The organism is Corynebacterium sp. HMSC065D07 (assembly GCF_001810695.1).
Lineage (GTDB): Bacteria > Actinomycetota > Actinomycetes > Mycobacteriales > Mycobacteriaceae > Corynebacterium > Corynebacterium hesseae.
Genome location: NZ_KV802448.1, coordinates 87,676 through 111,171, shown reverse-complemented (window position 1 = coordinate 111,171; position 23,496 = coordinate 87,676). Strand labels below are relative to the sequence as shown.

The 23,496-nt window shown below is 61.5% G+C and carries 24 protein-coding genes; 5 read left to right on the top strand and 19 right to left on the bottom strand.

All coding sequences use genetic code 11. The annotated features are described in order from the left end of the window. Positions 1-116: 116 nt before the first annotated feature. Entirely contained in the window at positions 117-740 is a 624-nt protein-coding gene (locus HMPREF2760_RS06210; RefSeq protein ID WP_246823634.1) for a hypothetical protein, read from the top strand. A 29-nt stretch (positions 741-769) separates the two neighbouring features. Here the strand turns inward: HMPREF2760_RS06210 and HMPREF2760_RS06205 are convergent, their stop codons facing one another. Continuing rightward, a complete protein-coding gene (locus HMPREF2760_RS06205) occupies positions 770-1,516 on the bottom strand; it encodes a DivIVA domain-containing protein (protein ID WP_070596873.1) in 747 nt (248 codons plus the stop codon). Between the two features lie 115 nt (positions 1,517-1,631). Further along, on the bottom strand, positions 1,632-2,978 hold the full coding sequence (gene gdhA, locus HMPREF2760_RS06200) for an NADP-specific glutamate dehydrogenase (protein WP_070533237.1): 1,347 nt from the start codon (positions 2,976-2,978) through the stop codon (positions 1,632-1,634). Between the two features lie 172 nt (positions 2,979-3,150). On the opposite strand from gdhA, the gene HMPREF2760_RS06195 reads away from it, so the two are divergent. Beyond that, complete coding sequence (locus HMPREF2760_RS06195) at positions 3,151-4,281, top strand: glycerate kinase (RefSeq protein WP_168164090.1); 1,131 nt, start codon at positions 3,151-3,153, stop codon at positions 4,279-4,281. A 25-nt stretch (positions 4,282-4,306) separates the two neighbouring features. Here HMPREF2760_RS06195 and HMPREF2760_RS06190 read toward each other — a convergent pair whose 3' ends face one another. Continuing rightward, positions 4,307-4,705, bottom strand: a complete 399-nt coding sequence (locus HMPREF2760_RS06190) for a hypothetical protein (RefSeq protein WP_070596871.1) — start codon at positions 4,703-4,705, stop codon at positions 4,307-4,309. 36 nt (positions 4,706-4,741) lie between these two features. Here HMPREF2760_RS06190 and HMPREF2760_RS06185 point away from each other — a divergent pair, with 36 nt between their 5' ends. After that, on the top strand, positions 4,742-5,950 hold the full coding sequence (locus HMPREF2760_RS06185; protein WP_070596870.1) for an amidohydrolase: 1,209 nt from the start codon (positions 4,742-4,744) through the stop codon (positions 5,948-5,950). A gap of 141 nt (positions 5,951-6,091) precedes the next feature. Further along, a complete protein-coding gene (locus HMPREF2760_RS06180; RefSeq protein ID WP_070596869.1) occupies positions 6,092-8,482 on the top strand; it encodes a glycogen/starch/alpha-glucan phosphorylase in 2,391 nt (796 codons plus the stop codon). Positions 8,483-8,630: 148 nt separating this feature from the next. Here HMPREF2760_RS06180 and pyk read toward each other — a convergent pair whose 3' ends face one another. From pyk to hisD, 14 genes are all read right to left on the bottom strand, one after another. Continuing rightward, on the bottom strand, positions 8,631-10,052 hold the full coding sequence (gene pyk, locus HMPREF2760_RS06175; protein ID WP_070520168.1) for a pyruvate kinase: 1,422 nt from the start codon (positions 10,050-10,052) through the stop codon (positions 8,631-8,633). Between the two features lie 303 nt (positions 10,053-10,355). Continuing rightward, positions 10,356-11,261: a prolipoprotein diacylglyceryl transferase gene (gene lgt / locus HMPREF2760_RS06170; protein ID WP_070562730.1), complete on the bottom strand. Its 906-nt coding sequence runs from the start codon at positions 11,259-11,261 to the stop codon at positions 10,356-10,358. 41 nt (positions 11,262-11,302) lie between these two features. Then, entirely contained in the window at positions 11,303-12,130 is an 828-nt protein-coding gene (locus tag HMPREF2760_RS06165) for an indole-3-glycerol phosphate synthase TrpC (RefSeq protein WP_070596868.1), read from the bottom strand. A 172-nt stretch (positions 12,131-12,302) separates the two neighbouring features. Beyond that, positions 12,303-12,932 (bottom strand): TIGR02234 family membrane protein, encoded by a 630-nt coding sequence (locus tag HMPREF2760_RS06160; RefSeq protein WP_185963337.1) that lies wholly within the window; start codon positions 12,930-12,932, stop codon positions 12,303-12,305. After that, positions 12,925-13,269, bottom strand: coding sequence for a phosphoribosyl-AMP cyclohydrolase (hisI, locus tag HMPREF2760_RS06155; RefSeq protein ID WP_227486122.1), 345 nt, complete (start codon positions 13,267-13,269; stop codon positions 12,925-12,927). Before hisI ends, HMPREF2760_RS06160 begins: the two co-directional genes overlap by 8 nt. A 53-nt stretch (positions 13,270-13,322) precedes the next feature. Then, complete coding sequence (gene hisF / locus HMPREF2760_RS06150) at positions 13,323-14,087, bottom strand: imidazole glycerol phosphate synthase subunit HisF (protein WP_070596865.1); 765 nt, start codon at positions 14,085-14,087, stop codon at positions 13,323-13,325. Positions 14,088-14,216: 129 nt separating this feature from the next. Beyond that, positions 14,217-15,020 (bottom strand): inositol monophosphatase family protein, encoded by an 804-nt coding sequence (locus HMPREF2760_RS06145; protein ID WP_070596864.1) that lies wholly within the window; start codon positions 15,018-15,020, stop codon positions 14,217-14,219. A gap of 4 nt (positions 15,021-15,024) precedes the next feature. Further along, positions 15,025-15,807, bottom strand: a complete 783-nt coding sequence (gene priA / locus HMPREF2760_RS06140; RefSeq protein ID WP_070596863.1) for a bifunctional 1-(5-phosphoribosyl)-5-((5-phosphoribosylamino)methylideneamino)imidazole-4-carboxamide isomerase/phosphoribosylanthranilate isomerase PriA — start codon at positions 15,805-15,807, stop codon at positions 15,025-15,027. Between the two features lie 30 nt (positions 15,808-15,837). Then, a complete protein-coding gene (hisH, locus tag HMPREF2760_RS06135; protein WP_070596862.1) occupies positions 15,838-16,473 on the bottom strand; it encodes an imidazole glycerol phosphate synthase subunit HisH in 636 nt (211 codons plus the stop codon). After that, positions 16,470-17,690: an MFS transporter gene (locus HMPREF2760_RS06130; protein ID WP_070596922.1), complete on the bottom strand. Its 1,221-nt coding sequence runs from the start codon at positions 17,688-17,690 to the stop codon at positions 16,470-16,472. The genes hisH and HMPREF2760_RS06130 overlap by 4 nt, the downstream gene beginning before the upstream one ends. A gap of 50 nt (positions 17,691-17,740) precedes the next feature. Continuing rightward, the gene (locus tag HMPREF2760_RS06125) at positions 17,741-17,923 is read right to left on the bottom strand and encodes a hypothetical protein (RefSeq protein WP_070519941.1); all 183 of its coding nucleotides are present in this window, start codon (positions 17,921-17,923) and stop codon (positions 17,741-17,743) included. A 6-nt stretch (positions 17,924-17,929) separates the two neighbouring features. Beyond that, entirely contained in the window at positions 17,930-18,562 is a 633-nt protein-coding gene (gene hisB / locus HMPREF2760_RS06120) for an imidazoleglycerol-phosphate dehydratase HisB (RefSeq protein ID WP_070519938.1), read from the bottom strand. Between the two features lie 56 nt (positions 18,563-18,618). Beyond that, positions 18,619-19,722 (bottom strand): histidinol-phosphate transaminase, encoded by a 1,104-nt coding sequence (locus HMPREF2760_RS06115; protein ID WP_070596861.1) that lies wholly within the window; start codon positions 19,720-19,722, stop codon positions 18,619-18,621. A gap of 3 nt (positions 19,723-19,725) precedes the next feature. Next, on the bottom strand, positions 19,726-21,075 hold the full coding sequence (hisD, locus tag HMPREF2760_RS06110) for a histidinol dehydrogenase (RefSeq protein ID WP_070596860.1): 1,350 nt from the start codon (positions 21,073-21,075) through the stop codon (positions 19,726-19,728). 152 nt (positions 21,076-21,227) lie between these two features. Between hisD and HMPREF2760_RS06105 the strand changes: the two genes are divergently transcribed. Then, on the top strand, positions 21,228-22,151 hold the full coding sequence (locus HMPREF2760_RS06105; RefSeq protein ID WP_070596859.1) for a YbjN domain-containing protein: 924 nt from the start codon (positions 21,228-21,230) through the stop codon (positions 22,149-22,151). Here HMPREF2760_RS06105 and HMPREF2760_RS06100 read toward each other — a convergent pair. Further along, positions 22,148-22,549, bottom strand: a complete 402-nt coding sequence (locus tag HMPREF2760_RS06100; RefSeq protein ID WP_227485693.1) for a hypothetical protein — start codon at positions 22,547-22,549, stop codon at positions 22,148-22,150. The two genes, HMPREF2760_RS06105 and HMPREF2760_RS06100, sit on opposite strands and share 4 nt — an antisense overlap. A gap of 149 nt (positions 22,550-22,698) precedes the next feature. Beyond that, positions 22,699-23,436 (bottom strand): hypothetical protein, encoded by a 738-nt coding sequence (locus tag HMPREF2760_RS06095; RefSeq protein WP_070519931.1) that lies wholly within the window; start codon positions 23,434-23,436, stop codon positions 22,699-22,701. Between the last annotated feature and the right edge of the window lie 60 nt (positions 23,437-23,496).

Below are 23,496 nucleotides of genomic sequence, written 5' to 3'. Positions count from 1 at the left end.
CCTGTGCTGACCCACGCGCCCTAGACTGGCAAGCGCCTGAATGTTGGGTCATAGCCGCTTAAGCGCTTGCCCACAAGGCTCGATTCTTTCGCCTGTGGCTTTTAGCCTAAAACTCCATGAGCTACACCGCGACCGACACGGCGTCTCTGGGCGCCACGGCACGTGAACTCGCGCTCAGCTTTCCCTTGCAGTGCCTTGTCCCCGCCGTAGTCCTGGCCGTCGTGGGAGTGACCTGCCGCCGCCTCATCACGCGAGTCCGCCCTAGCATTTTCGGCGATGCCGGCCTCTCCCTGCACCGCGCGGCCCTCGCCAGTGCCCTTGCGGGATTGGCCGTGGGCGCGGTGTCCTTTCTTCCCCTGCATTTTGGGCCTATCGTCATACTCTCATCGGCGCTGTTCTCGCTGTGTGCCGCGCTCATCGCGTGGAGCGCGCGCGAGTCTTTTTCTGCCGCCGGCATGGGAATTGGTGTGATGATGCTGACCGTCGGTGCGGTCGATGTGGTGCTGTTGCTTGTCGACGCCGCCTGGGGCCCTATCTCCGAGCCCCACACCACGGGCACGGACTTCGGCATTATGTGGGTGCTTTATGCACTGCCGGGCCTCGTCGCCGCGGGATTGGCCGCAGCCTTAAGCACCATGCCGGCCAAGGAAGCCGCCCGAATTCGGCGCGCGGAACAGGCGCGCGCTGCGGCACAGGACTCTTCCTCGCTTCGGCAGAGCCGAAGCGTCACCGCTAGATAGTTGCCCGCGCCTTAATTCAACAATTCGACTTAGTAATCACGGGGCGCACGCGGCGCACGGCGCACAGGCTCCCGGGTCTCGCGCACAGCGCTTCGTCCCTCACCATGTGATTCACCGCGGGAACGCACGCCGGCGCCCCGCCGCAGCGCGGAGCGATCGTTGTTGACGGTACGCAAGAGGTCAGACAAGGTGGTCTCGAACTCCCCGAGCTTGGCGTCAACGAATTCATCGCACTCGGTGCGCAGGCGGTTGGACTCAGAGTGCGCGGTCTCCACAATGCGGTGTGCCTCATCGTCGGCGCGGCGCACAACCTCGGATTCGGAGACCAAGCGGTCCTGCTCGGCTTGGCCTGCTGCGACGGCGCGCTGGTACTCCTCATCCGCCTGGGCGCGGGTGCGCTCGGCGTCGGAACGCGCGTTATCCACGAGGTTGGCGGCCTCGTCTTCCGCCTGGGCTACCAAGGTGGTGGCGCGGTGTTGGGCGTCGGCAAGCATGGCGTCTGAGTCCTCACGCGCACGGGCAACGGTGTCATCGGCCTCGGCGTTGGCCTCAGAAATAATCTGCTCCGCGCGCTCCTCGGCACCCTGGAGGATCTCGTCCTGCTTGTCTAGGACGTCCTGGGCGTCATCCATTTCAACGGGGAGGGCGTTACGGAGATCGTCGAGAAGCGCCAGCATTTCGTGGCGCGGAACCATGCAGTTGGAGGTCATGGGAACGGCATAGGCCTGTTCCAGATTGCGAACAAGTTCATCGAGGGACTCAAATACGCGGTACATGGCACCAGCCTATCCAAGCGCACGCGCACTGCGACGTATCCCACGCGGGAAGAAATGGCGAAAACCTCCCCGGCAAGCGAGGAGGTTAAGCGCGGATACAGAGATAAGGAAACGGCTAGATTACGCCTTGGGCCAGCATGGCGTCGGCCACCTTCTTGAAGCCGGCAATGTTGGCGCCCGCCACGTAGTCACCTTCCAGGCCGTATTCCTTGGAGGTCTTGTCGATGTTGCGGAAGATATTGGACATGATCTCATGCAGGCGTTGGTCGGTGTACTCGAAGGACCAGGAGTCACGGGATGCGTTCTGCTGCATCTCCAGCGCGGAGGTTGCCACACCGCCCGCATTCGCGGCCTTGCCCGGCGCGAAGGCGATTCCGCTCTCCCCGAAGTAGTGCGCGGCTTCCGGGGTACACGGCATGTTTGCACCCTCAGCAACGTAGCGGATGTGGTTCTTTACCAGGAGCTTGGCGTCATCGCCGTCGAGCTCGTTCTGGGTCGCACACGGCAGGGCAACGTCGGCGCTGACCTCCCATACGTTGCCGCCCTCGTGGTACTCCACGCCCGCGCCAGCCTCGCCGGCGTAGGTAGAGATGCGCTCGCGGCGTACTTCCTTGATGTCTTTGAGCAGCTCCAAGTCCACGCCGTTCGGCGTCGTGATGTAGCCGGAGGAATCGGACATCGCCACGACGGTTCCGCCGAGCTGCTGAACCTTCTCGGCGGCGTAGATAGCAACGTTGCCGGAGCCGGAAACAATGACCTTGGCGCCGTCGAAGGACTCGCCGTGGGTCTTCATCATCTCCGAAGTCAGATACACCAGGCCGTAACCGGTGGCCTCAGTGCGCACGAGGGAGCCACCCCAGGTCAGCCCCTTGCCCGTGAGGACCCCGGACTCGTGCTTGTTTTCTAAGCGGCGGTACTGGCCAAACAGGAATCCAATTTCGCGGCCACCCACGCCGATATCGCCGGCCGGCACATCGCGGTACTCGCCGATGTGGTTGTGTAGCTCCGTCATGAAGGACTGGCAAAAGCGCATGACCTCGGCTTCGGACTTGCCCTTCGGGTCGAAGTCAGAACCGCCTTTGCCGCCGCCGATGGGCAGGCCGGTCAGCGAGTTCTTAAAAATCTGCTCGAAGCCAAGGAACTTGATGATGCCCAGGTTCACGCTCGGGTGGAAGCGCAGGCCGCCCTTGTACGGGCCGAGGGCCGAGTTGAATTGCACGCGGAAGCCGCGGTTGACCTGAATCTGGCCGTTGTCATCCACCCACGGGACACGGAAGATGAGCTGGCGCTCGGGTTCGCACAGCCGCTCGACCAAGCCATAATCAGCGTAGTGAGGGTCCTTGTTGAGGACGATCTTGAGGGAATCCAGGACCTCAGCGAGCGCCTGGTGGAATTCCGGTTCACCAGCATTGCGCTTGAGAAGCTTGCTGTAATAGTCGGAGATTTGCTGGTCGATGGACATGGCAATCCTTTCATTCGGCACCGTGTTTAGCTGCTGGTGCGTCCTCCGTTGAACAACCGCTAGTTTTCTATCAATCGACCTAAATTGCAAGACGAGCGTACGGGGAAATTTATTAAAGGCAGGTCAGAGGGCGAAAATTTTTTCCCGTTTCCGCTTCCATATACTCATGCGCATGCGCATACTTGTTGCCCCCGACTCTTTTAAAGGCACCGCCACTGCCACCGAAGCCGCTGCCGCCATTGCTTTGGGCGCGCGCCGCGCCCTCGGGTCCTCCCCGCACGCCGCTACGGCACAGGTAACCACTCTCCCTATGGCCGATGGTGGCGAGGGCACCGCGGAGGTACTCGCCAGCGCTGCCGTTCACCGCGACGGTACGGCGGGCCAGACCATTACGCTGCCCACCACCGATGCCATCGGGCGCCTCACCGAGGCCAGCTACCAGCTCGTGGGTGACACGGCCTTCATCGACGTCGCGGCGGCCACCGGCCTGCCCGCTGTCTCCGACGCCCTCGATCCGCTCCACGCGGATTCCTATGGCACGGGAGTGCTGCTTGCCGACGCCGAATCGCGCGGCGCCAAGCACATCGTCTTGGGGCTTGGCGGCAGCGCCAGCATCGACGGCGGGCTCGGCATCCTCGCCGCGCTCGGCGCCGCCGCCCACGATTCCCGCGGCTACGCCCTGCCCAAAGGCGGCGCCCCGCTGGTCAACCTCGATCACATTGACACCGCACAGCTCAACATGAAGGCGGCCATGCTGGACTACACCTTGGTCACCGACACGCGCGCCGTTCCCATCCAGGCCGCGACGATGTACGGCCCTCAAAAGGGCGCCGAGGGCGAACAGGTGGCGCTGCTCGCCGGCGCGATGCTGAAGCTATGCGAGGTCACGGATACCGACCTGCAAGCGGAGTTCTTGGGTGCCGCCGGCGGCATCCCCATCGCCTTAAGCTGGCTCTCACGCACACTGTGGGGCACGGCGGAGCACTGCCGCATCGTTCCCGGCGGGCGCTATGTGGCCGAGGCGCTCGACCTGCCCGCGCGCATCGCCGAGGCTGATCTCGTCCTCACCGGTGAGGGGCGCTTCGACGATCAATCGCTCACCGGAAAAGTCGTGGGCACGCTGGCGGAGATGACCGGGCCGCCGACGCTGGGCATCATCGCTGGCTCCGCTACGGCACCGGCGCCGCAAGGCGCACTCCTAGAGGAGCTCGGCGGGGAGGGACGCGGGGAGGGACGCGGGGACGTCGCCCAGCGCTTGAGCGCCGCAGCCGAACGCCTCGTCCACAGCTTTCTGCAGAACTAAAACTCTCTACAGCCCTCTGCAGGGGCTAAGGGGTTACCTGCACCGCCCACGGGAAGATGGCCGGGCGCTCGTGGGCGAGCTCATCCTCCAGCAACACATGATCCTTCGGCAGGACCGAATGCGGAGTTAACAGGCGCGCGAGGACCATGGTCAGCTGGTTAACAGACCCCTTCACGCCATCGACGTCGATGGCGTAGCGGTAAACATTTGCGTCTTCGAGGTCACGTTCTTCGTGCTCCTCCCGGTAGGTCTGGCGCAGCTGCTCTTCCAGCCCCTCCGGGAGTGCGGGCTCGTGCACGCGAGTAACCTCAGCAGAGGCCAGTGAGTTATTGTCCACCAGCTTGTGGGTGGCAGTACTAAAGATTTCGGCCACACGCTCGGCTTGGGCATCCGGCACCAGAACATCAAAGTGAATCAATGGCATGTAGGTAACCCTACCCAAACTTGGAGGACAGTAACTATGGCAGATCCCACACTTTCTCGTCTGACCGAGCTCTTAGTGAACGATTCCGTCGATCTCAGCTGGCAACGGGCCTTCTACGAGGATCTGCATGCCCATCCTGAGCTCTCCCATGAAGAGGAACGCACCGCCGGGCGGATTCTGGAACAACTAGAAAACTACGATTGTGAACTCGTCACCGGCATCGGCGGACACGGTATCGTCGCTATCTTCCGCAATGGGGATGGCCCCACCGCGCTGATGCGGGCGGATTTCGATGCTCTCCCTGTAGCCGAGGAAACCGGCGTCCTCTTCGCCTCCACCAACGGCGCGATGCATGCCTGCGGGCACGATGTGCACGCCACTGCGTTGCTCGGCGCGTGCGCGATTCTCGACGCCCACCGCAACGCCTGGCGCGGCACCTTCCTAGCACTGTTCCAGCCCGCCGAAGAATCGTCCATGGGTGCCAAATACATGATCGCCGACGGGCTCACCGAGCGCGTTCCCGCACCGGATGTGTGCTTCGGCCAGCACGTCATGCCGGGCCCCGCTGGGCAAATCCAATCCACCGCCGGCCCCATCCTGGCCGGCTGCGACTCCCTTCGCATTCGCATCACGGGGCGCTCGGCGCACGCCTCCATGCCGCACGAGGCCATCGACCCCTCCTATGTGGCCGCCATGGTGGTCACGCGTCTGCAGGCCATCGTCGGCCGCGAAGTTCCTCCCCATGACTTCTTCGTCATCTCGGTGGGCGAGCTACATTCGGGTGATAAGAACAACATCATTCCAGGCGGCGCCGAGCTAGTGCTCAACACGCGTTATTACAAACCGGAATTGGCCGAGCGCGTCTACGCCTCCCTCGAGCGCATGGTGCGCGCCGAATGCGAGGCGTCCGGGTGCCCGGCAGCACCGACCTTCGAATACTTCGCTCACGGCGAGGTCACCGATAACGACGCTGCCACCCACCAGGCTGTTCGCGCCTCCTTCGATGAGGTCTTCGGCGAGCTCTCCGTCACCGCCGCGCCCTCCACCGTCTCCGAGGACTTTTGCTATCTCCCGCAGGCCTGGGGCGTGCCTTATTACTTCTGGTTCATCGGCTCCACACCGGAAAACCTCCTCGACAACCCGCCCGTTAACCACCAGGCCACCTTCCTACCGGACTATGAGCCCACGATGCGCTCGGCCACTCGCGCCGGGGCCGCCGCCGTTCTGTCTTTCCTTGGACGCTAAGCCTCTGTGCCCAACGCCACTCGGCATCACGGTCTGCGTGAAACGTTGGTCAGTGTCCTGGTCTGCAGGCGCATACAGAACTGGTTAAGCTTGGGAGTTGGTATTTTTCCGCATTTATATGCCTCAAGTGAAGGGATTCTCATGAGCCAACCCCAGCACTCCGATTTCCAATCCGCAGTTCCTGGACACGTTCGCGCCGCAGCCGGCGTCTCCCCCTCTCGTGCGACCGACCGCAAGTTTTGGTCCGGTCTGTCCTCCTCGGTGATGGAGCAGATTGCAGACAATTGGGAGGCCACCCGCAGCGCCTACGCCGCCACTCGTCAGCAGCACTACTTCTCCGCTGAGTTCCTGCAGGGTCGTGCCCTGCTCAACAACCTCACCAACGTCGGTCTCGTCGATGAGGCCCGCGCCGCTACTAAGGCTGCGGGCCACGAGTTGGCTGATGTCCTCGAAGCCGAGCACGATGCCGCACTCGGCAACGGCGGCTTGGGCCGCCTCGCCGCCTGCTTCCTCGACTCCGCTGTCACCCAGGACTACCCGGTGACCGGCTATGGCCTCTTGTACCGCTATGGCTTGTTCCGCCAGTCCTTCGACAACGGGTTCCAACGCGAGGAGCCGGATGCATGGATGGAAAACGGCTACGACTTCATCATTCGCCGCGCTTCCGAACAGCGCTTGGTCCACTTCGACGACATGGACGTGCGCGCCATCCCCTATGACATGCCGATTACCGGCTATGGCACCGATAACGTGGGCACCCTGCGCCTGTGGAAGTCCGAACCCATCGATGAATTCGATTACGATGCCTTCAACTCGCAGCGCTTCACCGAGGCCATCGTCGAGCGCGAGCGCGTCATGGATATCTGCCGCGTGCTCTACCCCAACGACACCACCTACGAGGGCAAGGTCCTGCGCGTTCGCCAGCAGTACTTCTTCGTATCGGCTTCGCTGCAGCAGATGATCGATAACTACATCGAGCACCACGGCGAAGACCTCACCGGCTTCGCTGAGTACAACTGCATCCAGCTCAATGACACCCACCCGGTGCTGGCCATCCCGGAATTGCTCCGCCTGCTTCTCGACGAACACGGGATGGGCTGGGATGAAGCCTGGAAGGTCGTCACCGAGACCTTCGCCTACACCAACCACACGGTGCTAGCTGAGGCCCTGGAGAGCTGGGAAGTGTCCATCTTCCAGAAGCTGTTCTGGCGCATCTGGGAACTGGTGGAGGAGATCGACCGCCGCTTCCGCGAGGACATGGCCCAACGCGGCCTGGATCAGGGCCGCATCGACTACATGGCCCCGGTATCCGACGGCCACGTGCACATGGCGTGGATCGCCTGCTATGCCGCGTACTCCATCAACGGCGTCGCCGCCCTACACACCGAAATCATCAAGGCGGACACGCTCTCCGAGTGGCACGAGCTGTGGCCGGAGAAGTTCAACAACAAGACCAACGGTGTGACCCCGCGCCGCTGGCTGCGCATGTGCAACCCGCGCCTGTCCGACCTGCTCACAGAACAAGCTGGCTCCGATGCCTGGGTCACCGATCTGACCGAGCTGGCGAAGCTGGCTCCTTTGGCTGAGGATGAGAAGGTACTGCGCCAACTCATCAATATCAAGCGCGCCAACAAGCAGGATTTCGCCGCCTGGATTGACGCGCACCAAGGCGCATCCGTAGACCCGGATTCCATCTTCGACGTCCAGATTAAGCGCCTGCACGAGTACAAGCGCCAGCTGATGAACGCACTCTACATCCTGGACCTGTACTTCCGCATCAAGGTCGACGGAGAGACCGTCCCGAAGCGCACCTTCATCTTCGGTGCGAAGGCCGCCCCGGGCTATGTCCGCGCCAAGGCCATCATCAAGCTCATCAACGCCATCGGTGACGTGGTCAACAACGACCCAGCCACCAAGGACGTACTCAACGTGGTCTTCGTTGAGAACTACAACGTCTCCCCCGCCGAGCACATCATCCCGGCCGCTGACGTCTCCGAGCAGATTTCCGTCGCTGGCAAGGAAGCCTCCGGTACCTCCAACATGAAGTTCATGATGAACGGTGCCCTGACCTTGGGCACCATGGACGGCGCCAACGTGGAGATCGTCGAGGCAGTGGGCGAAGAAAACGCCTACATCTTCGGTGCCCGCAACGAGGAGATCCCGCAGCTGCGCGCCGAGTACAACCCGGGTGAGCTCTACAACACGGTTCCGGGCTTGGCACGCGTCCTCGACGCCTTCACCGATGGCACGCTGGGCTCTGAAAATGCGGGCATGTTTGGAGATCTTCGCTCCTCCTTGCTCGATGGATTTGGCGAGCACGCCCAGGACACCTACTACGTTCTTGGGGACTTTGCCGACTACCGCGAGACCCGCGACCGCATGGCAGCCGACTATGACGCTGATGAGCTGGCATGGGCCAAGAAGGCATGGCTTAATATCTGCTACTCCGGCCGCTTCTCCTCCGACCGCACAATCGCCGACTACGCCAACGAGGTGTGGAAGCTGGCCCCGACTCCCATCGCCAACGTCTAGGTAGACGGGGTTAATAGGCGCGCTAGTGCCTATTAACCCTTAGATGGGTAGTCCTTCAAGACAAAACGCCGCCTCACTCAATCACCCCCTTCCGCCCTTGCGGGGAAGGAGGCCGAGTGAGGCGGCGTTGCCTTACTGCGCGAGAGCCCTACTTATCGCGCAGCGTCTGACCCAGCTCGTGGACCTGAATCATGTTGGTGTTACCAGAGATTCCAGGAGGCGTACCGGCGATGACGACGATCATGTCGCCTTCCTTGTACTTATCCATCCCCAGCAGCGCCTCATCGATGGCTTCCATCATGTTATCGGTGGACTCCACCGATTCACTCAGGAAGGTCTCGGCGCCCCAGGTCAAGGCCAGCTGCGAGCGCACAGCCGGGTGCGGGGTAAAGGCAAGCAGCGGCAGCGGCGAGTGCAAACGAGCCACGCGCTTTGCGGTATCACCGGAGGTGGTGAACGCTACGATTGCCTTCGCGTTAAGGCGCTCAGCGATATCACGTGCGGAGTAGGACACGACACCGCGCTTGGTGCGCGGAACGTGCGTCAGCGGAGGAACACGGCCACCCTGCTCGGCATTCGCGACGATCTTGGACATGGTGCGCACGACATTCTGCGGGTCGATGCCCACGGACGTCTCACCGGAGAGCATGACTGCATCGGCGCCGTCGAGCACCGCGTTGGCAACGTCGGACGCCTCCGCGCGGGTCGGCCGCAGATTGGAAATCATGGAATCGAGCATCTGCGTTGCCACGATTACCGGCTTGGCGTTCTCACGCGCAATCTGGATGGCGCGCTTCTGGAACAGCGGAACCTGCTCCAGCGGCACCTCGACGCCGAGGTCACCGCGGGCAATCATGATAGCATCGAATGCCAGCACGATGGACTCGAGGGCATCGACAGCTTCCGGCTTCTCCAGCTTGGCGATGACCGGAACGCGGCGGCCTTCCTCATCCATAATCTCGTGGACCTTGTCCACGTCGGCCGGGGAACGCACGAAGGACAGAGCAATCAAGTCCACGCCAAGCTTCAAGGCGAAGCGGAGATCTGCGATGTCTTTTTCCGACAGAGCCGGGACGGAAATGTCCATACCCGGCAGGGACACGCCCTTGTTGTTCGAGACCGGTCCGCCTTCGGTGACCTCACAGACGACGTCGTTGCCGTCGACTTCCTTGCACACGACGGCGACCTTGCCATCGTCGATAAGCAGGCGGTCACCCGGCTTCGCGTCCTTCGCCAGGTTCTTGTACGTGGTGGACACGCGGTCGTGCGTGCCTTCCACGTCCTCAACAGTGATGCGGACGATCTCTCCGTCCTTCCACATCTCTTCACCGTTGATGAAGCGACCCAGACGGATCTTCGGACCCTGCAAGTCCGCCAACACACCGACGGCGTGGCCGGTCTCATCGGTAGCCTCGCGGACCCAGCGATAGTTCGCTTCATGATCCGCGTGCTCGCCGTGAGACATGTTCAGACGCGCCACGTCCATGCCCGCTTCAACGAGGCCAAGGATTCCTTCCTTGCTTGCTACCGCGGGACCCAACGTACAAACGATTTTGGTTCTTCTATCCAACATGGAATGCCTTACTCACATCGGGAGCTTCTAACGGTTCCCAAACTACCCCGGTTTACTGGTCTCGGCCACTACGAATGACGCTCGTAGCGCGTTTTCAAGCCTCATCCCGAGTGCTCTCCAGGGCTGAGCAAAGCCCCAAATATTCGGCAACAAACGGGAATAACCGGGCACATCTGGGCATTTCGTACTCATCATTCGGAACCACAGGCTTCCGAATAAGAGCTCAAAACACCGTGTGTGATCCCGGCTACTTTTTCTGTTTTCAGCGCCTAAAACAGGCAGACGCTACGAAAGCTGTACCTAATTAAAGCCTGCGGAGCCACCATTCTTCTCAACTTCCGCGGCACGAGCGGGATCCACTTCCTCCGGTGACTCCTGCCCACGTGGCAACCGGAAGTACACGATGAGCGCAACAACGAAGCAGACCACCGAAACGATGACGTTGACACGCAACCCGAAGATGTGTGTGGCCTCATCAGCGCGCATGTTTTCTACAACGAAGCGCCCCGCCGTGTATCCGGCAACGTACAGCGCGAACACACGCCCATGGCCGAGTTTGAACGCCTTGTGCGCCCACAGCAGGAACACACACACCGCCACATTCCACAACAGTTCATAGAGGAAGGTCGGATGCACTGAGGTCACTACTTCCCCGGTCGAGCGTCCGCTGATTGGTGCGTACGCGCCGCTGTCATTTACTCGGTAGTAGATGTCCAAGGCCCACGGAACCGTGGTTTCACGGCCGTAGAGCTCCTGATTGAACCAATTACCCAAGCGCCCGATAGCTTGGGCCAAGACAAGTCCGGGCGCGACGGCGTCCGCAAATGGCCCCAATGGGATGCCTTTAACCTTGAACATGATCCACACTGCTATTGTGCCTAGCGCCACTGCGCCCCAAATGCCGAGGCCGCCGTTGGTAATCTTCAGCGCATCAACTGGATTGCACGTGGAACAGAAGTACTTTTCGTTATCCGTAATCACGTGGTAGAGGCGCCCACCAATAATTCCGGCCGGTATCACCACCAAGGCCGCATCCCACACCACATCCGGGTTTCCACCGCGGGCGGTATAGCGGCGCAGCGTCATCCACATCGCAACGAGGATGCCGACGATGATGCACATGGCATAAGCGCGAATTGGGACCGGACCTAGATGCCACACGCCTTGCGGCGGAGAGGGAATGTTGGCGAGATTGTAAATTTGCACGGGAAACAGTGTGCCTGAAAATGACGCCCGCTACAACGCGTCTAGCTCCTGCGCGAAGGGCACGCCGGATGCTGGCCGGTAGCCACCAAAGAACGCGCCAAGGCCATGGGGTCTTGGGCAGCCATGATGGACTCACCAACCAAGATTGCATCAGCGCCCTGAGAAGCATAGGACAACACGTTTCGTGGGCTGTTGACCCCGCCCACCGCGATGCGCGTCATGCTCTCAGGAAGACCCGGCGAAATAGTAGAAAAGGCCTCCCGATTAATAGCATCGGAGGCCAAAGACCACGCGTTGATCGCCACGACAGTTCCCCCTGCCTTAATGACGCGATCCACCTCAGCGCACGTACGAACCTCCAGGATGGCGGTCATGCCGAGGGATTCCACGCGGTCTAGGAGAGACTCGAGGCGAGCCTGGTCGAGCAGCTCCACTTGCAGGGGAATCGCATCCGCCCCATAGCACCGCGCCTCATGGATCTGATAGGGGTCGACGATGGTGTCGCGGCATAGCATCGGTATGTCAACGGCGGACCGGGCCGCCCGCATGTCTTCGAGGGAACCGTGGAAGCGGCGGCGATCCGTTTGGCACGCCATCACATGCACTCCGGCTTCCTCCAGGCTATGCGCCAACGCTGCCACGGACTGCGGGCTCTCCAAGTGCGCAATTTCACCGCCATAAGGTACGGCGCGCTTGATTTCGGTAATGATAGAGCATCCCGGACGCAGCAAAGCCTGTGCAGCATCGCGCGGGGCATCCATGTCTCGGGAACGCGCCTTTACTTCCTTGAAGGGAACGCGGGCCTCCCGCGCGGCGACATCAGCTAGTACGCCGGCCACGAGGTGATCGACGGCAATCGGGGTAGGCATGGAGCACCTCCCTTCCCCGAAGGAAACTCAATGAAAGAAACAGGATGGAGTTCGAGATCACACTTAGGCTAGCGCGCTCTTACCTCCAACCAGAAATCCGGGGTCCCCTTCTATCAGCGCAACACCCCGTGGTGGAGATGAGACGAGCCGGTGGCTCGTGCCGCCGCCTCCCCTAGGTGGTGCGAGGATCCGTGGGGTCGATATCGGCGTCCAAAGCGTCCCACATCACGCGGCCAGAATCCTGGGAGGTTTCTAGATCTTCCTGCAGGCGCTCCTGCCGTACAGCTGGTGTCTCATATTTGGCGGAGCGGGGCTTATCGCCTCCCGGATTGCTGGCCACCATGACCGCACCAAAGAGCGCGAGTGCAGCGCCGACGAGGGCGAGGACAGGGCCGGCAGTCGAGGCATCCGCGGAGAGCACCGTGGCCCAGTCAGAAATGGTTGTGGACTCCACGGAGGTATCATTCGTGCCTCCCTGCAGCAGTTCCTCGGCGCGCTGCGCCTCCGGGCCGGCGGTCAGCAACGCAACAGGGCGCCATCCCGCAGCCGCCGCGGCAAGTGCTGTGAGGCCAGATACGATTCGGCGGCCGGTGCGCCGTAGCGCGAAGGCCGCAACACCGCCAGCGAGGACCACAACGCTCAACGCGATGAGCTCGAGGGACCACAAGGAACCCGATAGCTCCGCAACGCTGGAGCCGGCCTTATCATCCTCAACCGCAGCCTTTACCCACGTCATGCGGGAAGACAACCACAATAGGATGGCACCGACAAACATCAACAAGGGCCCAATGCGCTTAGCCATCATTCTCCTCCCCTATGAGATCACGTGCATCGAAACAGGTCCGGTCACCGGTATGGCATGCCCCGCCGCGCTGACGAACGGTGAGCAGGATGGTGTCACCATCGCAATCCAAGCGCGCGCCGACCACTTCTTGGGTGTTGCCGGATGTTAGGCCTTTGATCCAATACTCGCGGCGGGAACGTGAATAGTAGGTTCCGCGGCGCGTCGCCAACGTGTAGGCCAAGGCATGGTCATCCATCCACGCCAACATGAGCACCTCACCGCGCTCAGACTGCACAATGGCTGGAACAAGCCCCGCCTCGTTGCGCTTAAGTTGCTGAGCAATCTCATCACTCAGCTCATAAGCCCCGACAGCCGTTGGGTCGGTGGTGGGGTTGTCACTGTTCCTCGTCACTGTCGCACCTCCTTGCCTGCCGCGGCTAGCGCCTGCTTGACCTCAGAGATCTCTACTTCTCCGAAGTGGAAAATGCTGGCGGCCAGCACCGCATCTGCCCCAGCGTCGACAGCCGGTGGGAAGTGCTCGGCCTTTCCCGCACCGCCGGAGGCGATGATCGGAACGGAAACTTTCTCGCGCACTGCCTCGATCAATTCGATATCGAAGCCCGCCTTGGTTCCGTCGCCGTCCATGGAGTTCAGCAAGATTTCGCCGACGCCCAATTCCTCACCGCGCTTGGCCCATTCCACGGCATCGAGACCCGCAGAACGCGTTCCGCCATGCGTGGTGACCTCGAATCCGCTGGGGAAATCTGCAGCACGGCGCGCATCCACCGACAACACAATGCACTGCGAGCCAAACACATCCGCGAGCTCGCGCAGCAGCTCCGGGCGCGCGATGGCAGAGGAGTTGACGGAGACCTTATCGGCGCCGGCACGCAGCAGTTCGCGGACGTCGTCGACAGACCGCACCCCACCGCCAACGGTCAGCGGGATAAAGACCTGATCGGCGGTGCGGCGTACGACGTCAAGCATGGTACCGCGGCCGTCCTTCGACGCTGACACGTCGAGAAAAGTCAGCTCATCAGCACCCACGCGGTCGTAATGGGCGGCCAACTCGACTGGGTCGCCGGCATCACGCAGGTTTTCAAAGTTAATGCCTTTGACCACGCGGCCATTATCAACGTCAAGGCACGGGATCACTCGCACGGCAAGAGCCATGGTGACAATCCTCCTAAAGCTCAAAGCGAAATGAAAGGCAGCTCGAATCGAACTGCCGATTGGTGAAATTCAAGTCCGGTATGCGGCGCCAGCGACCAGCGCTAGCGTCCTAGGCAAGCCAAACGCGTATCAACGGCTTCCGCGGGGGTTTCGGGCGATGGCATCCAAGATCGTGGCATGCACCTGCGGGGTACCGCCCACGAATCCCTGTGAATGCGCGGTCCACTCGTTGCCTTCTGGATCACTCACGCGGCCACCGGCAGCCTTGATCATGAGAGCACCCGCCGCGTTATCCCACGGGTGCGGCGAGAAATTCACCGCGCCGTCAAACACGCCTTGAGCCACAAATGCATTATCCAGACCCACGGACCCGGTCATGCGGGGACGCAGCCCGGTCTCCCGGAGATCATTGAACAGGCCCGTCGGCAGGTGCGAGGAGCAGCCCACGTGGCCACGAGCCTCGTCGAATCCCTGGGCTTCTTCGCCACCACCGAAACCAGTGGAGGGGCCGCCGCTGGTTCGCAGCTGCATGCCCTGCGCCGCAACGACGCGGCGGTGTAGCAGGGGGAAATCCGCTACTGCAACAACCGGCTTTGCTTCGTGGATAAGCGTGACAAGAATGCCGCAGCATGGATTCCCGGCTGAGTAGTTCGCGGTTCCATCCACGGGATCCACAACCCACACCGTATCTTCAAGGCTGCCGCCTGATTCTTCACCGAGTACCGGGATACCGGTGAGCTGGTTCAGCGTCAGTCGCAGCTGCTGTTCAATCAGCAAATCCACCTCGGTGGCAAAGTCCCCTTCGCCCTTGAAACGCGCGGGCGCTGCACCGAGGCCCCGGCGGAAGAGATCATCAACCTGGTCCACCGCTGCTTCTGCAAAGGCCACGAGTTCGCGCGGATCCGACGCGGAGGTTCCTGACATCGGGGCCATTGGCCTACCTCTCCTCGATCGGGTCAATGTATTCTTCGCCCGGCAACGGAGTAACTTCCGCAACCGCCGCGAGCGCCTCCTCCAGTGTGAAGCGCTCCTCATAGAGAGCCTTGCCGATGATGGCGGAATCAATTCCCTCATTTTCGTAGAGGGCCAATTCACGCAGATCATCAAGGGTGGAAATCCCACCGGAGGCTGTTACCTTTGCCTCCGTGGCGGCCGCAACCTCACGCAGCAGTTCGATATTGGGACCTTGCAGCGTCCCGTCCTTGGACACGTCCGTCACCACGAAGCGAGTGCAACCAACGGCGTCAAGGCGCTCGAGGACCTCCCAGAGGTCGCCACCATCGGAAACCCAGCCGTTACCGCGCGTGCGCCACTCGCCGTCCACCATCCGCACTGCGAGATCGACCGCGATGCGGTCACCATGCTCTGCCAAGACCTTGGCAATCCATTCGGGGTTCTCCAAAGCCGCGGTACCAATATTGACGCGGCGGGCTCCGGTGGCGAGTGCACGGGCCAAGGAGTCATCATCCCGGATACCTCCGGTCAACTCCACGTTAAGGTCCACGCTCGTGGTGATCTCAGCGAGCAGCTCGTGGTTGGAGCCGCGGCCAAAGGCTGCGTCCAGATCTACTGCGTGCAGCCACTGCGCGCCTTGGGCCTGCCACTTAAGGGCGGCCTCACGCGGCGAGCCATAGGGCTTTTCAGTTCCGGCCTCTCCCTGATCAAGGCGAACCGCCTGACCGTCGACGACATCAACCGCGGGCAACAGTGTAAAGCTCATGGTGGGTAGTCTACCTTTCGAGTGGGCTCTTTAAAGCGTTCCAATCCAGTTCTTTAGCAGCTGCGAGCCGACGTCACCCGACTTCTCCGGATGAAATTGCGTGGCCCATAGCGCACCGTTTTCTACCGCGGCGACAAAACGGTCACCGCCATATTCGGACCACGCTACCTTCGGCGGCTCAGTGATTTCAGTCTCGAGCTCCCAGCTCCGCGCGGCATAGGAGTGCACGAAGTAGAAGCGATCCTGCGCGCTCACGCCATGGAACATAAGGCTATCGTCGGGAAGCTCGACGGTGTTCCAGCCCATATGGGGCAGAACCGGCGACTGCAAGCGGGTCACCTCCCCCGGCCACTCACCACAGCCTTCCGTAAAAACGCCGTGTTCTGTACCGGACTCAAAGAGAATCTGCATACCTACGCAGATACCGAGAACCGGGCGGCCGCCAGCTAGGCGTTGGCCAATGATCCGTGGGCCCTGGGCCGCACGCAGGCCTTCCATACAGGCAGCGAAGGCGCCTACGCCGGGCACCAACAAGCCATCGGCTTCCACCGCCAGCTTCGGGTCTGCGGTTACCGTCACGGTGGCACCGACCCGTTCCAGTGCGCGCACAGCCGAGCGGACGTTGCCGGCACCATAATCAAGGACAACTACGTCGTGTGAGCTCATCGTGGCTCCTTTCCGGGCCTCCTCGGCCTTCTAATCCTGCGCAAGCGCGTTTGGATGTCATTGAGTTCGCTCACGCGGGTCTTACCCAAAGCTAGATCAGCAGCAGTCATGAGCAAGCCCACCGCAATGATGGCGGCACCTGCGGCAAAAGCGCCTTTGTATCCTGACATCGCCACGACGGCGCCAAGAACCGTCGAACCAAGGCCAGTACCACCGTCGTAGAAGATGTTCCACACCGCAGAACCCTCGGAGAGCCGCTCGCGTGGGAGGCGGTCAAACATCGACAACAGCGCCTCGTTTTGAACGATGCCGAAGCCAGCACCGTAAATGACCGTACCGAACACGAGCAGCCATACCGACCACTCTTGCCACAGCACGGCGGCGATGAGTCCCACACCCACAACCGAGGAAGCCTGGGCCGGAATCATGAGTGTGCCAGGCTTGCCCACTCGGTCCGCCACGACACCGGCGACGTAGCGCGCAATCATGCCCGCGCCACCAATCACGGATAGCATGAAGCCGCCCAAAACCGCGCCGCGTTCAGGATCCAATTCGCGCACGGCCGGCGAAATGAAATTCGAGGCCACGCCGTAGCTCACGGAGAAGCTCATCAACGCCAGTGCCGGCACGAGCACAAGCTTCCACATTGGAGCACGCGGAGTGGTATCCGATGGGTCCGGCACTCCCACCGGGGCAGCCTTGATCTGCGGTACCAGGATGCAGGTAAAGAAACCCAGAAGGCCGAGGCCGGCGGCCAAGAGGTACACCACGTTATAGTTGTACGCTGCGGCGACGGCAAGGCCGACGGGCAGGAAGGCCATCTGTGCCGCGCCGATAAAAAGGCCGAAGATTCCAGTGGCCTTGCCCAACAAGCGCCGCGGCGTGATTTCCGCGATGAGCGCGTTTTCTGACACCGTCAGGGCACCAAAGCCAATACCGCGCAGTGCGGAAAAGCCTAGGGCGATTGGGGCGGCGTCGCCCAGCATGTGGCCCAACGCCGGCACGCCCAAGAGCAGCGCCGACGCCGCCATGATCGGCCGGTAGCCAAAGATGCGCAGCAGCATCGGAGTCGCCATTTGGGTGAGCACGGTGGCCAGCATGAATACGCCGGTTGTGGCGCCAGCCAGCGTGGCCGATCCGCCGGAATCCAACACAGCCAACGGCACCACGGGTAGCAAGACTGACCACGCACCGAAGGCGGAAACCACCGCGATCATGGTTTCCTTGAAGCCGGCAACCTTCCACACACTCTGAGGGGCGTTATCTGTCACTTTGCCGCCAATCCTGCCGAAAAGATGTCGAGGAACCAGACCAACGCGGCGGCCACGGCGACCGCCGCGAGCGCGCCCGCGACCACAGTCAGCAATACTGAACCGTTCTGATACGCCGCCCACGCGCCACCGACGAGCAGACCGGCGACAAGAAAGAGAATGAGAACCATGACATTCATAGCGTCTTAGAGTGCTCCCTTCGTCGAAGGAACTCCGGTTACTCGCGGATCCCGCTCGGTAGCCTGGCGCAGGGCGCGGGCCACTGCCTTGTACTCGGCTTCCGTGATGTGGTGCGGATCGCGCCCATAGCGCACGTTGACGTGCAGAGTCGTCGCCGAGTGTGTGGCAAAGGTTTCGAAGAAGTGCCGGTTGATCACCGTGGCGTAGTGCCCGCCAATAACCTGCCACTCCAAGTTCTCCGGCTCGCCATTCATGACAAAGTAGGGCCGCCCAGAGATGTCAACGACGGCCTCCACCAGCGTTTCATCCATGGGCAGAAGCTGGGAACCGAAACGGCGGATGCCGGACTTATCCCCCAGTGCTTCGAGGAAAGCGCGGCCAAGAACAATCGCGGTGTCCTCCACCGTGTGGTGGGCATCGATATCGATATCGCCCTCGGCATGGACCTTAAGATCGAAGGAGCCGTGGGTACACACAGCGTTGAGCATGTGGTCAAAGAACGGCAGCCCCGTCGAAATATCCGCCTGGCCGGTGCCATCGAGGTTGATTTCAACGGAGATCTTTGTCTCCCCAGTCACGCGCTCTGCGCGGCCAATGCGGTCGCCTAAGTCGTGGCGTGTAGCTTCACCAGCGCTCATTGTCCCACGCTCCTTCTTTTCATCATGAGCCTTTTCCTGGGCTCAAGTTTCAGTTCTCAGTTAGTCATCTCTACTGTATCTGCCAAGTCCGCCGCGGCCGAAAGGAAGGCGTCATTCTCTTCGGGCAGCCCAATCGTGGCGCGCAGGAGACCCGGCACGCCGTTGTCTCGGATCAGCACATCGCGGTCGAGGAATCCCTGCCACACCGCGTGTTGGTCGGCAAAGCGTCCAAAGGAGACGAAGTTGGATTCGCTCGGCACCACGTAATAGCCAAGCTCCTGAAGGCGGGCGACAACCCGATCCCGCTCCGCCGAAAGCTTCGCCACGGTACCCAAGGTCTCCTCCTTGTGAGCAAGAGCCACGATGGCCGCGATCTGGGATAGCACGGAGAGGTGGTACGGCAAGCGGACGAGCATCACGGCTTCCACGAAAGCGGGATCCGCCACGAAGTAGCCCAAGCGCCCGCCGGCGAAATCGAATGCCTTGGACATCGTGCGCGAGACCACGAGCTTGGTCGGGTACTTCGCCAGCAGTGTTGTAGCTGACGGCGAGGGCGAGAATTCCATGTAGGCCTCGTCCACGATGACGATGCCCGGCGCGGCCTGCACGATCTTCTCCACCAGTTCGATCGGGGTGACGTCACCGGTGGGGTTGTTCGGGGTGGTGATGAAGACGACGTCGGGGCTGTGCTTGGCGACGGCCCCCAGAGCCGCCTCCTCATCGATGCGGAAGTCCTCATCGCGCGGGCAGGAAATGAATTCGGTCTGCGTACCTGCGCACAGGATCGGATGCATGGAGTAGCTCGGCGTAAATCCCAGCGCGCTGCGGCCCGGCCCACCGAAGGCCTGCAGCAGCTGCTGGAGCACCTCGTTGGAGCCGTTGGCTGCCCACACGTTCTCCACGCCCACGGTGACACCGGTCTGCTCGCTGACGTATTCCGCCAGCGCCGTGCGCAGCTCGACGGCATCACGCTCTGGGTAGCGGTTGAGTTGGCGTGCGTGCTTCTCGACGGCCTCCATCATGTCCTTCACCAGCGCCTCCGACGGCGGATAAGGATTCTCGTTGGTATTGAGTTGGTTGGTTACCGTCAGCTGCGGGGCACCATAAGCGCTGGAACCACGCAATTCTTCACGCAGGGGAAGATCCTTCAGCTCAGCCATGGTTTAAGCCTCTCCTTTCTGGGCATCTGTGTCTTCGGCGAATCGTGCGGCGATTGCTTCACCGTGGGCGGGCAGCGCCTCCGCGGTGGCGAAGGCGATAACGTTCTCCGCTACCTCGCCGAGTGCCGCGCGGTCATACTCGATGAGGTTTACTGGGCGAAGGAAGGTGTGCGTCGACAAGCCTGCGCTAAACCGCGCGGTTCCAGAGGTTGGCAAAACGTGGTTGGAACCCGCGGTGTAATCACCAAGAGGTACGGGCGAATAGTCGCCAACGAAGATGGCACCGGCGTGGCGAATGCGCTCCGCAACTGCCCGGGCGTTTATCGTGTGCACCTCCAAGTGCTCGGCGGCATAGGCATCCGCGACGGCGATTCCCGCCTCAAGGTCCTCAACCACGACAATGCCCGACTGCTCACCGCGCAGCGCCTCGGCGGCGCGTTCGGCATTGGCGGTGGCGGTATAACGCTGCGCTACCTCCGCGTTCACGGCGGCGGCGAACTCCTCTGAATCAGTAATGAGCACGGAAGCAGCCATGGGATCATGCTCTGCCTGGGAGATGAGGTCATAGGCCACGTAGACGGGGTTAGCGCTATCGTCTGCCAAAATGGCGATCTCCGTTGGCCCTGCCTCCGCATCAATGCCCACCACGCCCTGCACTGCGCGTTTAGCGGCGGCAACAAACACGTTGCCTGGGCCGGTAATGATATCGACAGGCTCCAGTGCTTTTTCACCGGTAACCGGTTCATCATCGCCATAGGCCAGAAGGGCAATGGCTTGCCCGCCGCCTACTGCCCACACCTCGTCCACGCCGAGCATGTGGCACGTGGCCAGCACCGTCGGGTGCGGCAATCCGCCAAATTCCTTTTGTGGCGGGGAGGCCACGACCATCGCCTCAGCGCCTGCTTCCTGGGCGGGGACGGCGTTCATAATGACGGAAGATGGATACACCGCCTTGCCGCCTGGGACATACAGCCCCACCCGCTCGATGGCGTGAAAGACCTCGGTGACCGTTGCCCCCGGCGCCAGGGTGGTCGTGTGCGAATCCGGCCTCTGGTCAGCATGGACAGCACGCACGCGCGCGATGGATTCCTCGATGGCTGCCCGCACTTTCGGGTCCAGCTCATCGGCTGCTTTCTTCAGCTCCTCCTGAGGAACACGCACCGCGGCCGGGCGAATGCCGTCAAATTTTTCGCCGAAGTCGAGGGCGGCCGCCGCTCCGCCGTCACGGACCTTCTCCACCATGGGGATAACAGTGCCCATCACCGAGGACACGTCCGTGCCCCCTCGCGGCAATACTCGGCGCAAACGGGAGGTAGTAAGTTCCTCTCCTCGCAGGTCGATGGTTCGTAGCATGCTGGGACCTCTTTTTATAATATGCAGTGGTTTCTATACCTTCCCATTACTATACCCGGACCGAAAAGCCAGCGAACCGGCAGGTGCGGGTTATAGAATGTGCCACTAGTAACACATTCCGGCATCCCGAATCGGTAGAGGGAGGTGACGAAATGAGCAACGGCGCCGACGGCCTGGACCGCCAGACCCCGTCAGACTTGCTTGCCCGCGTCGAACGCCTCACGCACCGGGAAAGCCTTGACTGCATCCGGGTGTCCGCACACGAACTCCTCTTCCCGCACTCGCCGCTCGGGGAAACCCGCGCTTTCATGGACACTGAGGGCGAGCCGATCCTACGCTTCTACACCACCCACCATGGCATTCTTGGTTTCGGCGATATCCCCAGTCTCAGCGAGTTCGTCAACGACTGGAACCACGACTGCCTCTCGCCGCACCTCGTGCTCAACTATTCCTCCCCTACCGAAGTCGAAGTGTGGGGCCACTCCTTCCTCGTGGTGCACCAGAAACCCACGACAGCCCAACTCTCCGCTTCGGTAGTGCCAGCGCTCCACAACGCCGCGGCCTGCCTCGAAGAACTGGCTAAACACTTCCCCGTTCTCACGCTTCCCCGCCCGGCAGTCCCGGAAGAACAGACAGAACTCGACGGCCCCGTCGCCAGCGTAGATACGGCCCGCCTCGAAGCCCTCTTACCCGCCCTGGGAATTTCGCGCTTCCAATCAGATGGCGATGAAGCAGTTTATGCCTGGATCAATGACGTCCTCTTTGCCTTCGCCATTGACTCCGGCCCGAGCCTCATCATCAAAGGCCATTGGGACCCGAACCTACAGGGCAGCGAGTTCTCCAAGATCTTCCTCATTTGCAATGATTGGAACCGGAACAATCACTCGGCCTCGGCCTTCTGCCACTCCAACGTTGACGGGCTGCAGGTGCGCATTGATTACGCGGTCATGACGGGCGCTGGGCTTTCCGACGCCCAACTGATAACCGCCCTCGGCCGCGGCATCAAGCACGTCCTCCACGGCATCGATGACATTTCACGCGATGCCGTGGGCTCCTCCCCCGTCGCCTGGCCCTAGCGCACGTCGACCGCTGCCTCGTTTTCTTCCGTTTCACTTTCGAGCGCCACGCTGGGCGGCTCAAAGAACAGCGCGGACCAGTAGACAAACATGGCCATAAATGGTCCCACAAGCCACGCGATGCCGGGCGAAAACTTCGGCACGAACTCCACGAATTCCCCAGGGTTCTCCGGAACATCAGTGGCCGTCGCCCCGCCGAAGACATAGAAGGACGCCGCACCGGCCAAAGCCGCCAGCGCCACCCACAGCAGCACACCGACGCCACGGTAGCGCTCTCCCCAACGGTGGGCGATTGCCCCCAAGGCCATACCGAGGACTCCGGTGATCAGCACGAAGGTGATATAAGAATCGAATTGCACGTCGGCAACGTTGCGCAGGACATAGCCGCCATCCTCCATGCGATGGCCCTCCAGAGTAGGCCGCCACAGCCCCCAGACAGCGCCAACAGCGGAGAAACCAAGGAGCGCTAACGCGAGCAACCCCGCGCCGAATCCAATGGCGCGGGGTATATGAAAGCTAGGTGCACGCAGTGCAGGCACGATAATCTCTAGCCGCAGAAGGTCCAGTTACCGTTCTCGCGCTTGAAGCGCATGGTGGAGCTATCCATGCCCTGGCTGGTATTGACGTTCACGGTCGCAGAGGCGTCATCGCCGTTAACCACGACATCGTTGATGGACTCAACGCCGGTCTTGGACCAGTCGAAGCCCTCCATCTGGGAGGTGTCCTGGCCGGCTGCGGCCATCATGTCCTTGAGCTGGTTCATCGGCACATCCGGGACCTGGTTGTAGTCCACCTGGTCGAGGCCGGAGTTCGGATCATTACGCACGGCCGCGCAGGTGTGCTCCGGAAGGTACTTCACAAAGGAGCGCATGGTCTGCTGCTCATACATGCCACGTACCAGGGTGTTGATACCGTCGATATCCTCCTGGCTTGCGGCCTCGCCCTGAACCGGTTCAACCTTTGGCATGTTCTGGAACGGGTCAGCGCCCTCTTCGAAGGGGTTGGCCACGGCTTGGTCGCCGCCCTCAGGATTCTCTCCCTCCGGCTTCGGAGCAGCACTCTCACCGTCCTTATTCTCTTCCCCCTCCTTCTTATCCTCAGAAGTCTTCTCTTCCGTCTTCTTCTCAGACGTCTTTTCCTTGGACTTCGTCGTCGTGGTGGTCTTTGCCGCAGAGGAAGCGGTGTCGCCTGCGTTCTCATCATCGGAACCACAAGCAGCCAAGGAAAGCGGTGCAACGAGTGCAACAGCGATGAGGGACTTCTTGGCAGGTGTCAAAAAGGACAAGGGATAACTCCTCAAATTAAATAGAGAGCGATAGGTGAATCCACGCTAGGCGTGGTGGTT

Excerpts from the sequence above, each read along its gene's own strand:
- HMPREF2760_RS06210 (WP_246823634.1), top strand. The coding sequence starts at position 117 with ATGAGCTACACCGCGACCGACACGGCGTCTCTGGGCGCCACGGCACGT.
- HMPREF2760_RS06205 (WP_070596873.1), bottom strand. The coding sequence starts at position 1,516 with ATGTACCGCGTATTTGAGTCCCTCGATGAACTTGTTCGCAATCTGGAA.
- gdhA (WP_070533237.1), bottom strand. The coding sequence starts at position 2,978 with ATGTCCATCGACCAGCAAATCTCCGACTATTACAGCAAGCTTCTCAAG.
- HMPREF2760_RS06195 (WP_168164090.1), top strand. The coding sequence starts at position 3,151 with ATGCGCATACTTGTTGCCCCCGACTCTTTTAAAGGCACCGCCACTGCC.
- HMPREF2760_RS06190 (WP_070596871.1), bottom strand. The coding sequence starts at position 4,705 with ATGCCATTGATTCACTTTGATGTTCTGGTGCCGGATGCCCAAGCCGAG.
- HMPREF2760_RS06185 (WP_070596870.1), top strand. The coding sequence starts at position 4,742 with ATGGCAGATCCCACACTTTCTCGTCTGACCGAGCTCTTAGTGAACGAT.
- HMPREF2760_RS06180 (WP_070596869.1), top strand. The coding sequence starts at position 6,092 with ATGAGCCAACCCCAGCACTCCGATTTCCAATCCGCAGTTCCTGGACAC.
- HMPREF2760_RS06165 (WP_070596868.1), bottom strand. The coding sequence starts at position 12,130 with ATGCCTACCCCGATTGCCGTCGATCACCTCGTGGCCGGCGTACTAGCT.
- HMPREF2760_RS06160 (WP_185963337.1), bottom strand. The coding sequence starts at position 12,932 with ATGGCTAAGCGCATTGGGCCCTTGTTGATGTTTGTCGGTGCCATCCTA.
- hisF (WP_070596865.1), bottom strand. The coding sequence starts at position 14,087 with ATGGCTCTTGCCGTGCGAGTGATCCCGTGCCTTGACGTTGATAATGGC.
- HMPREF2760_RS06145 (WP_070596864.1), bottom strand. The coding sequence starts at position 15,020 with ATGGCCCCGATGTCAGGAACCTCCGCGTCGGATCCGCGCGAACTCGTG.
- priA (WP_070596863.1), bottom strand. The coding sequence starts at position 15,807 with ATGAGCTTTACACTGTTGCCCGCGGTTGATGTCGTCGACGGTCAGGCG.
- hisH (WP_070596862.1), bottom strand. The coding sequence starts at position 16,473 with ATGAGCTCACACGACGTAGTTGTCCTTGATTATGGTGCCGGCAACGTC.
- HMPREF2760_RS06130 (WP_070596922.1), bottom strand. The coding sequence starts at position 17,690 with ATGATCGCGGTGGTTTCCGCCTTCGGTGCGTGGTCAGTCTTGCTACCC.
- HMPREF2760_RS06125 (WP_070519941.1), bottom strand. The coding sequence starts at position 17,923 with ATGAATGTCATGGTTCTCATTCTCTTTCTTGTCGCCGGTCTGCTCGTC.
- hisB (WP_070519938.1), bottom strand. The coding sequence starts at position 18,562 with ATGAGCGCTGGTGAAGCTACACGCCACGACTTAGGCGACCGCATTGGC.
- HMPREF2760_RS06115 (WP_070596861.1), bottom strand. The coding sequence starts at position 19,722 with ATGGCTGAGCTGAAGGATCTTCCCCTGCGTGAAGAATTGCGTGGTTCC.
- hisD (WP_070596860.1), bottom strand. The coding sequence starts at position 21,075 with ATGCTACGAACCATCGACCTGCGAGGAGAGGAACTTACTACCTCCCGT.
- HMPREF2760_RS06105 (WP_070596859.1), top strand. The coding sequence starts at position 21,228 with ATGAGCAACGGCGCCGACGGCCTGGACCGCCAGACCCCGTCAGACTTG.
- HMPREF2760_RS06100 (WP_227485693.1), bottom strand. The coding sequence starts at position 22,549 with ATGGAGGATGGCGGCTATGTCCTGCGCAACGTTGCCGACGTGCAATTC.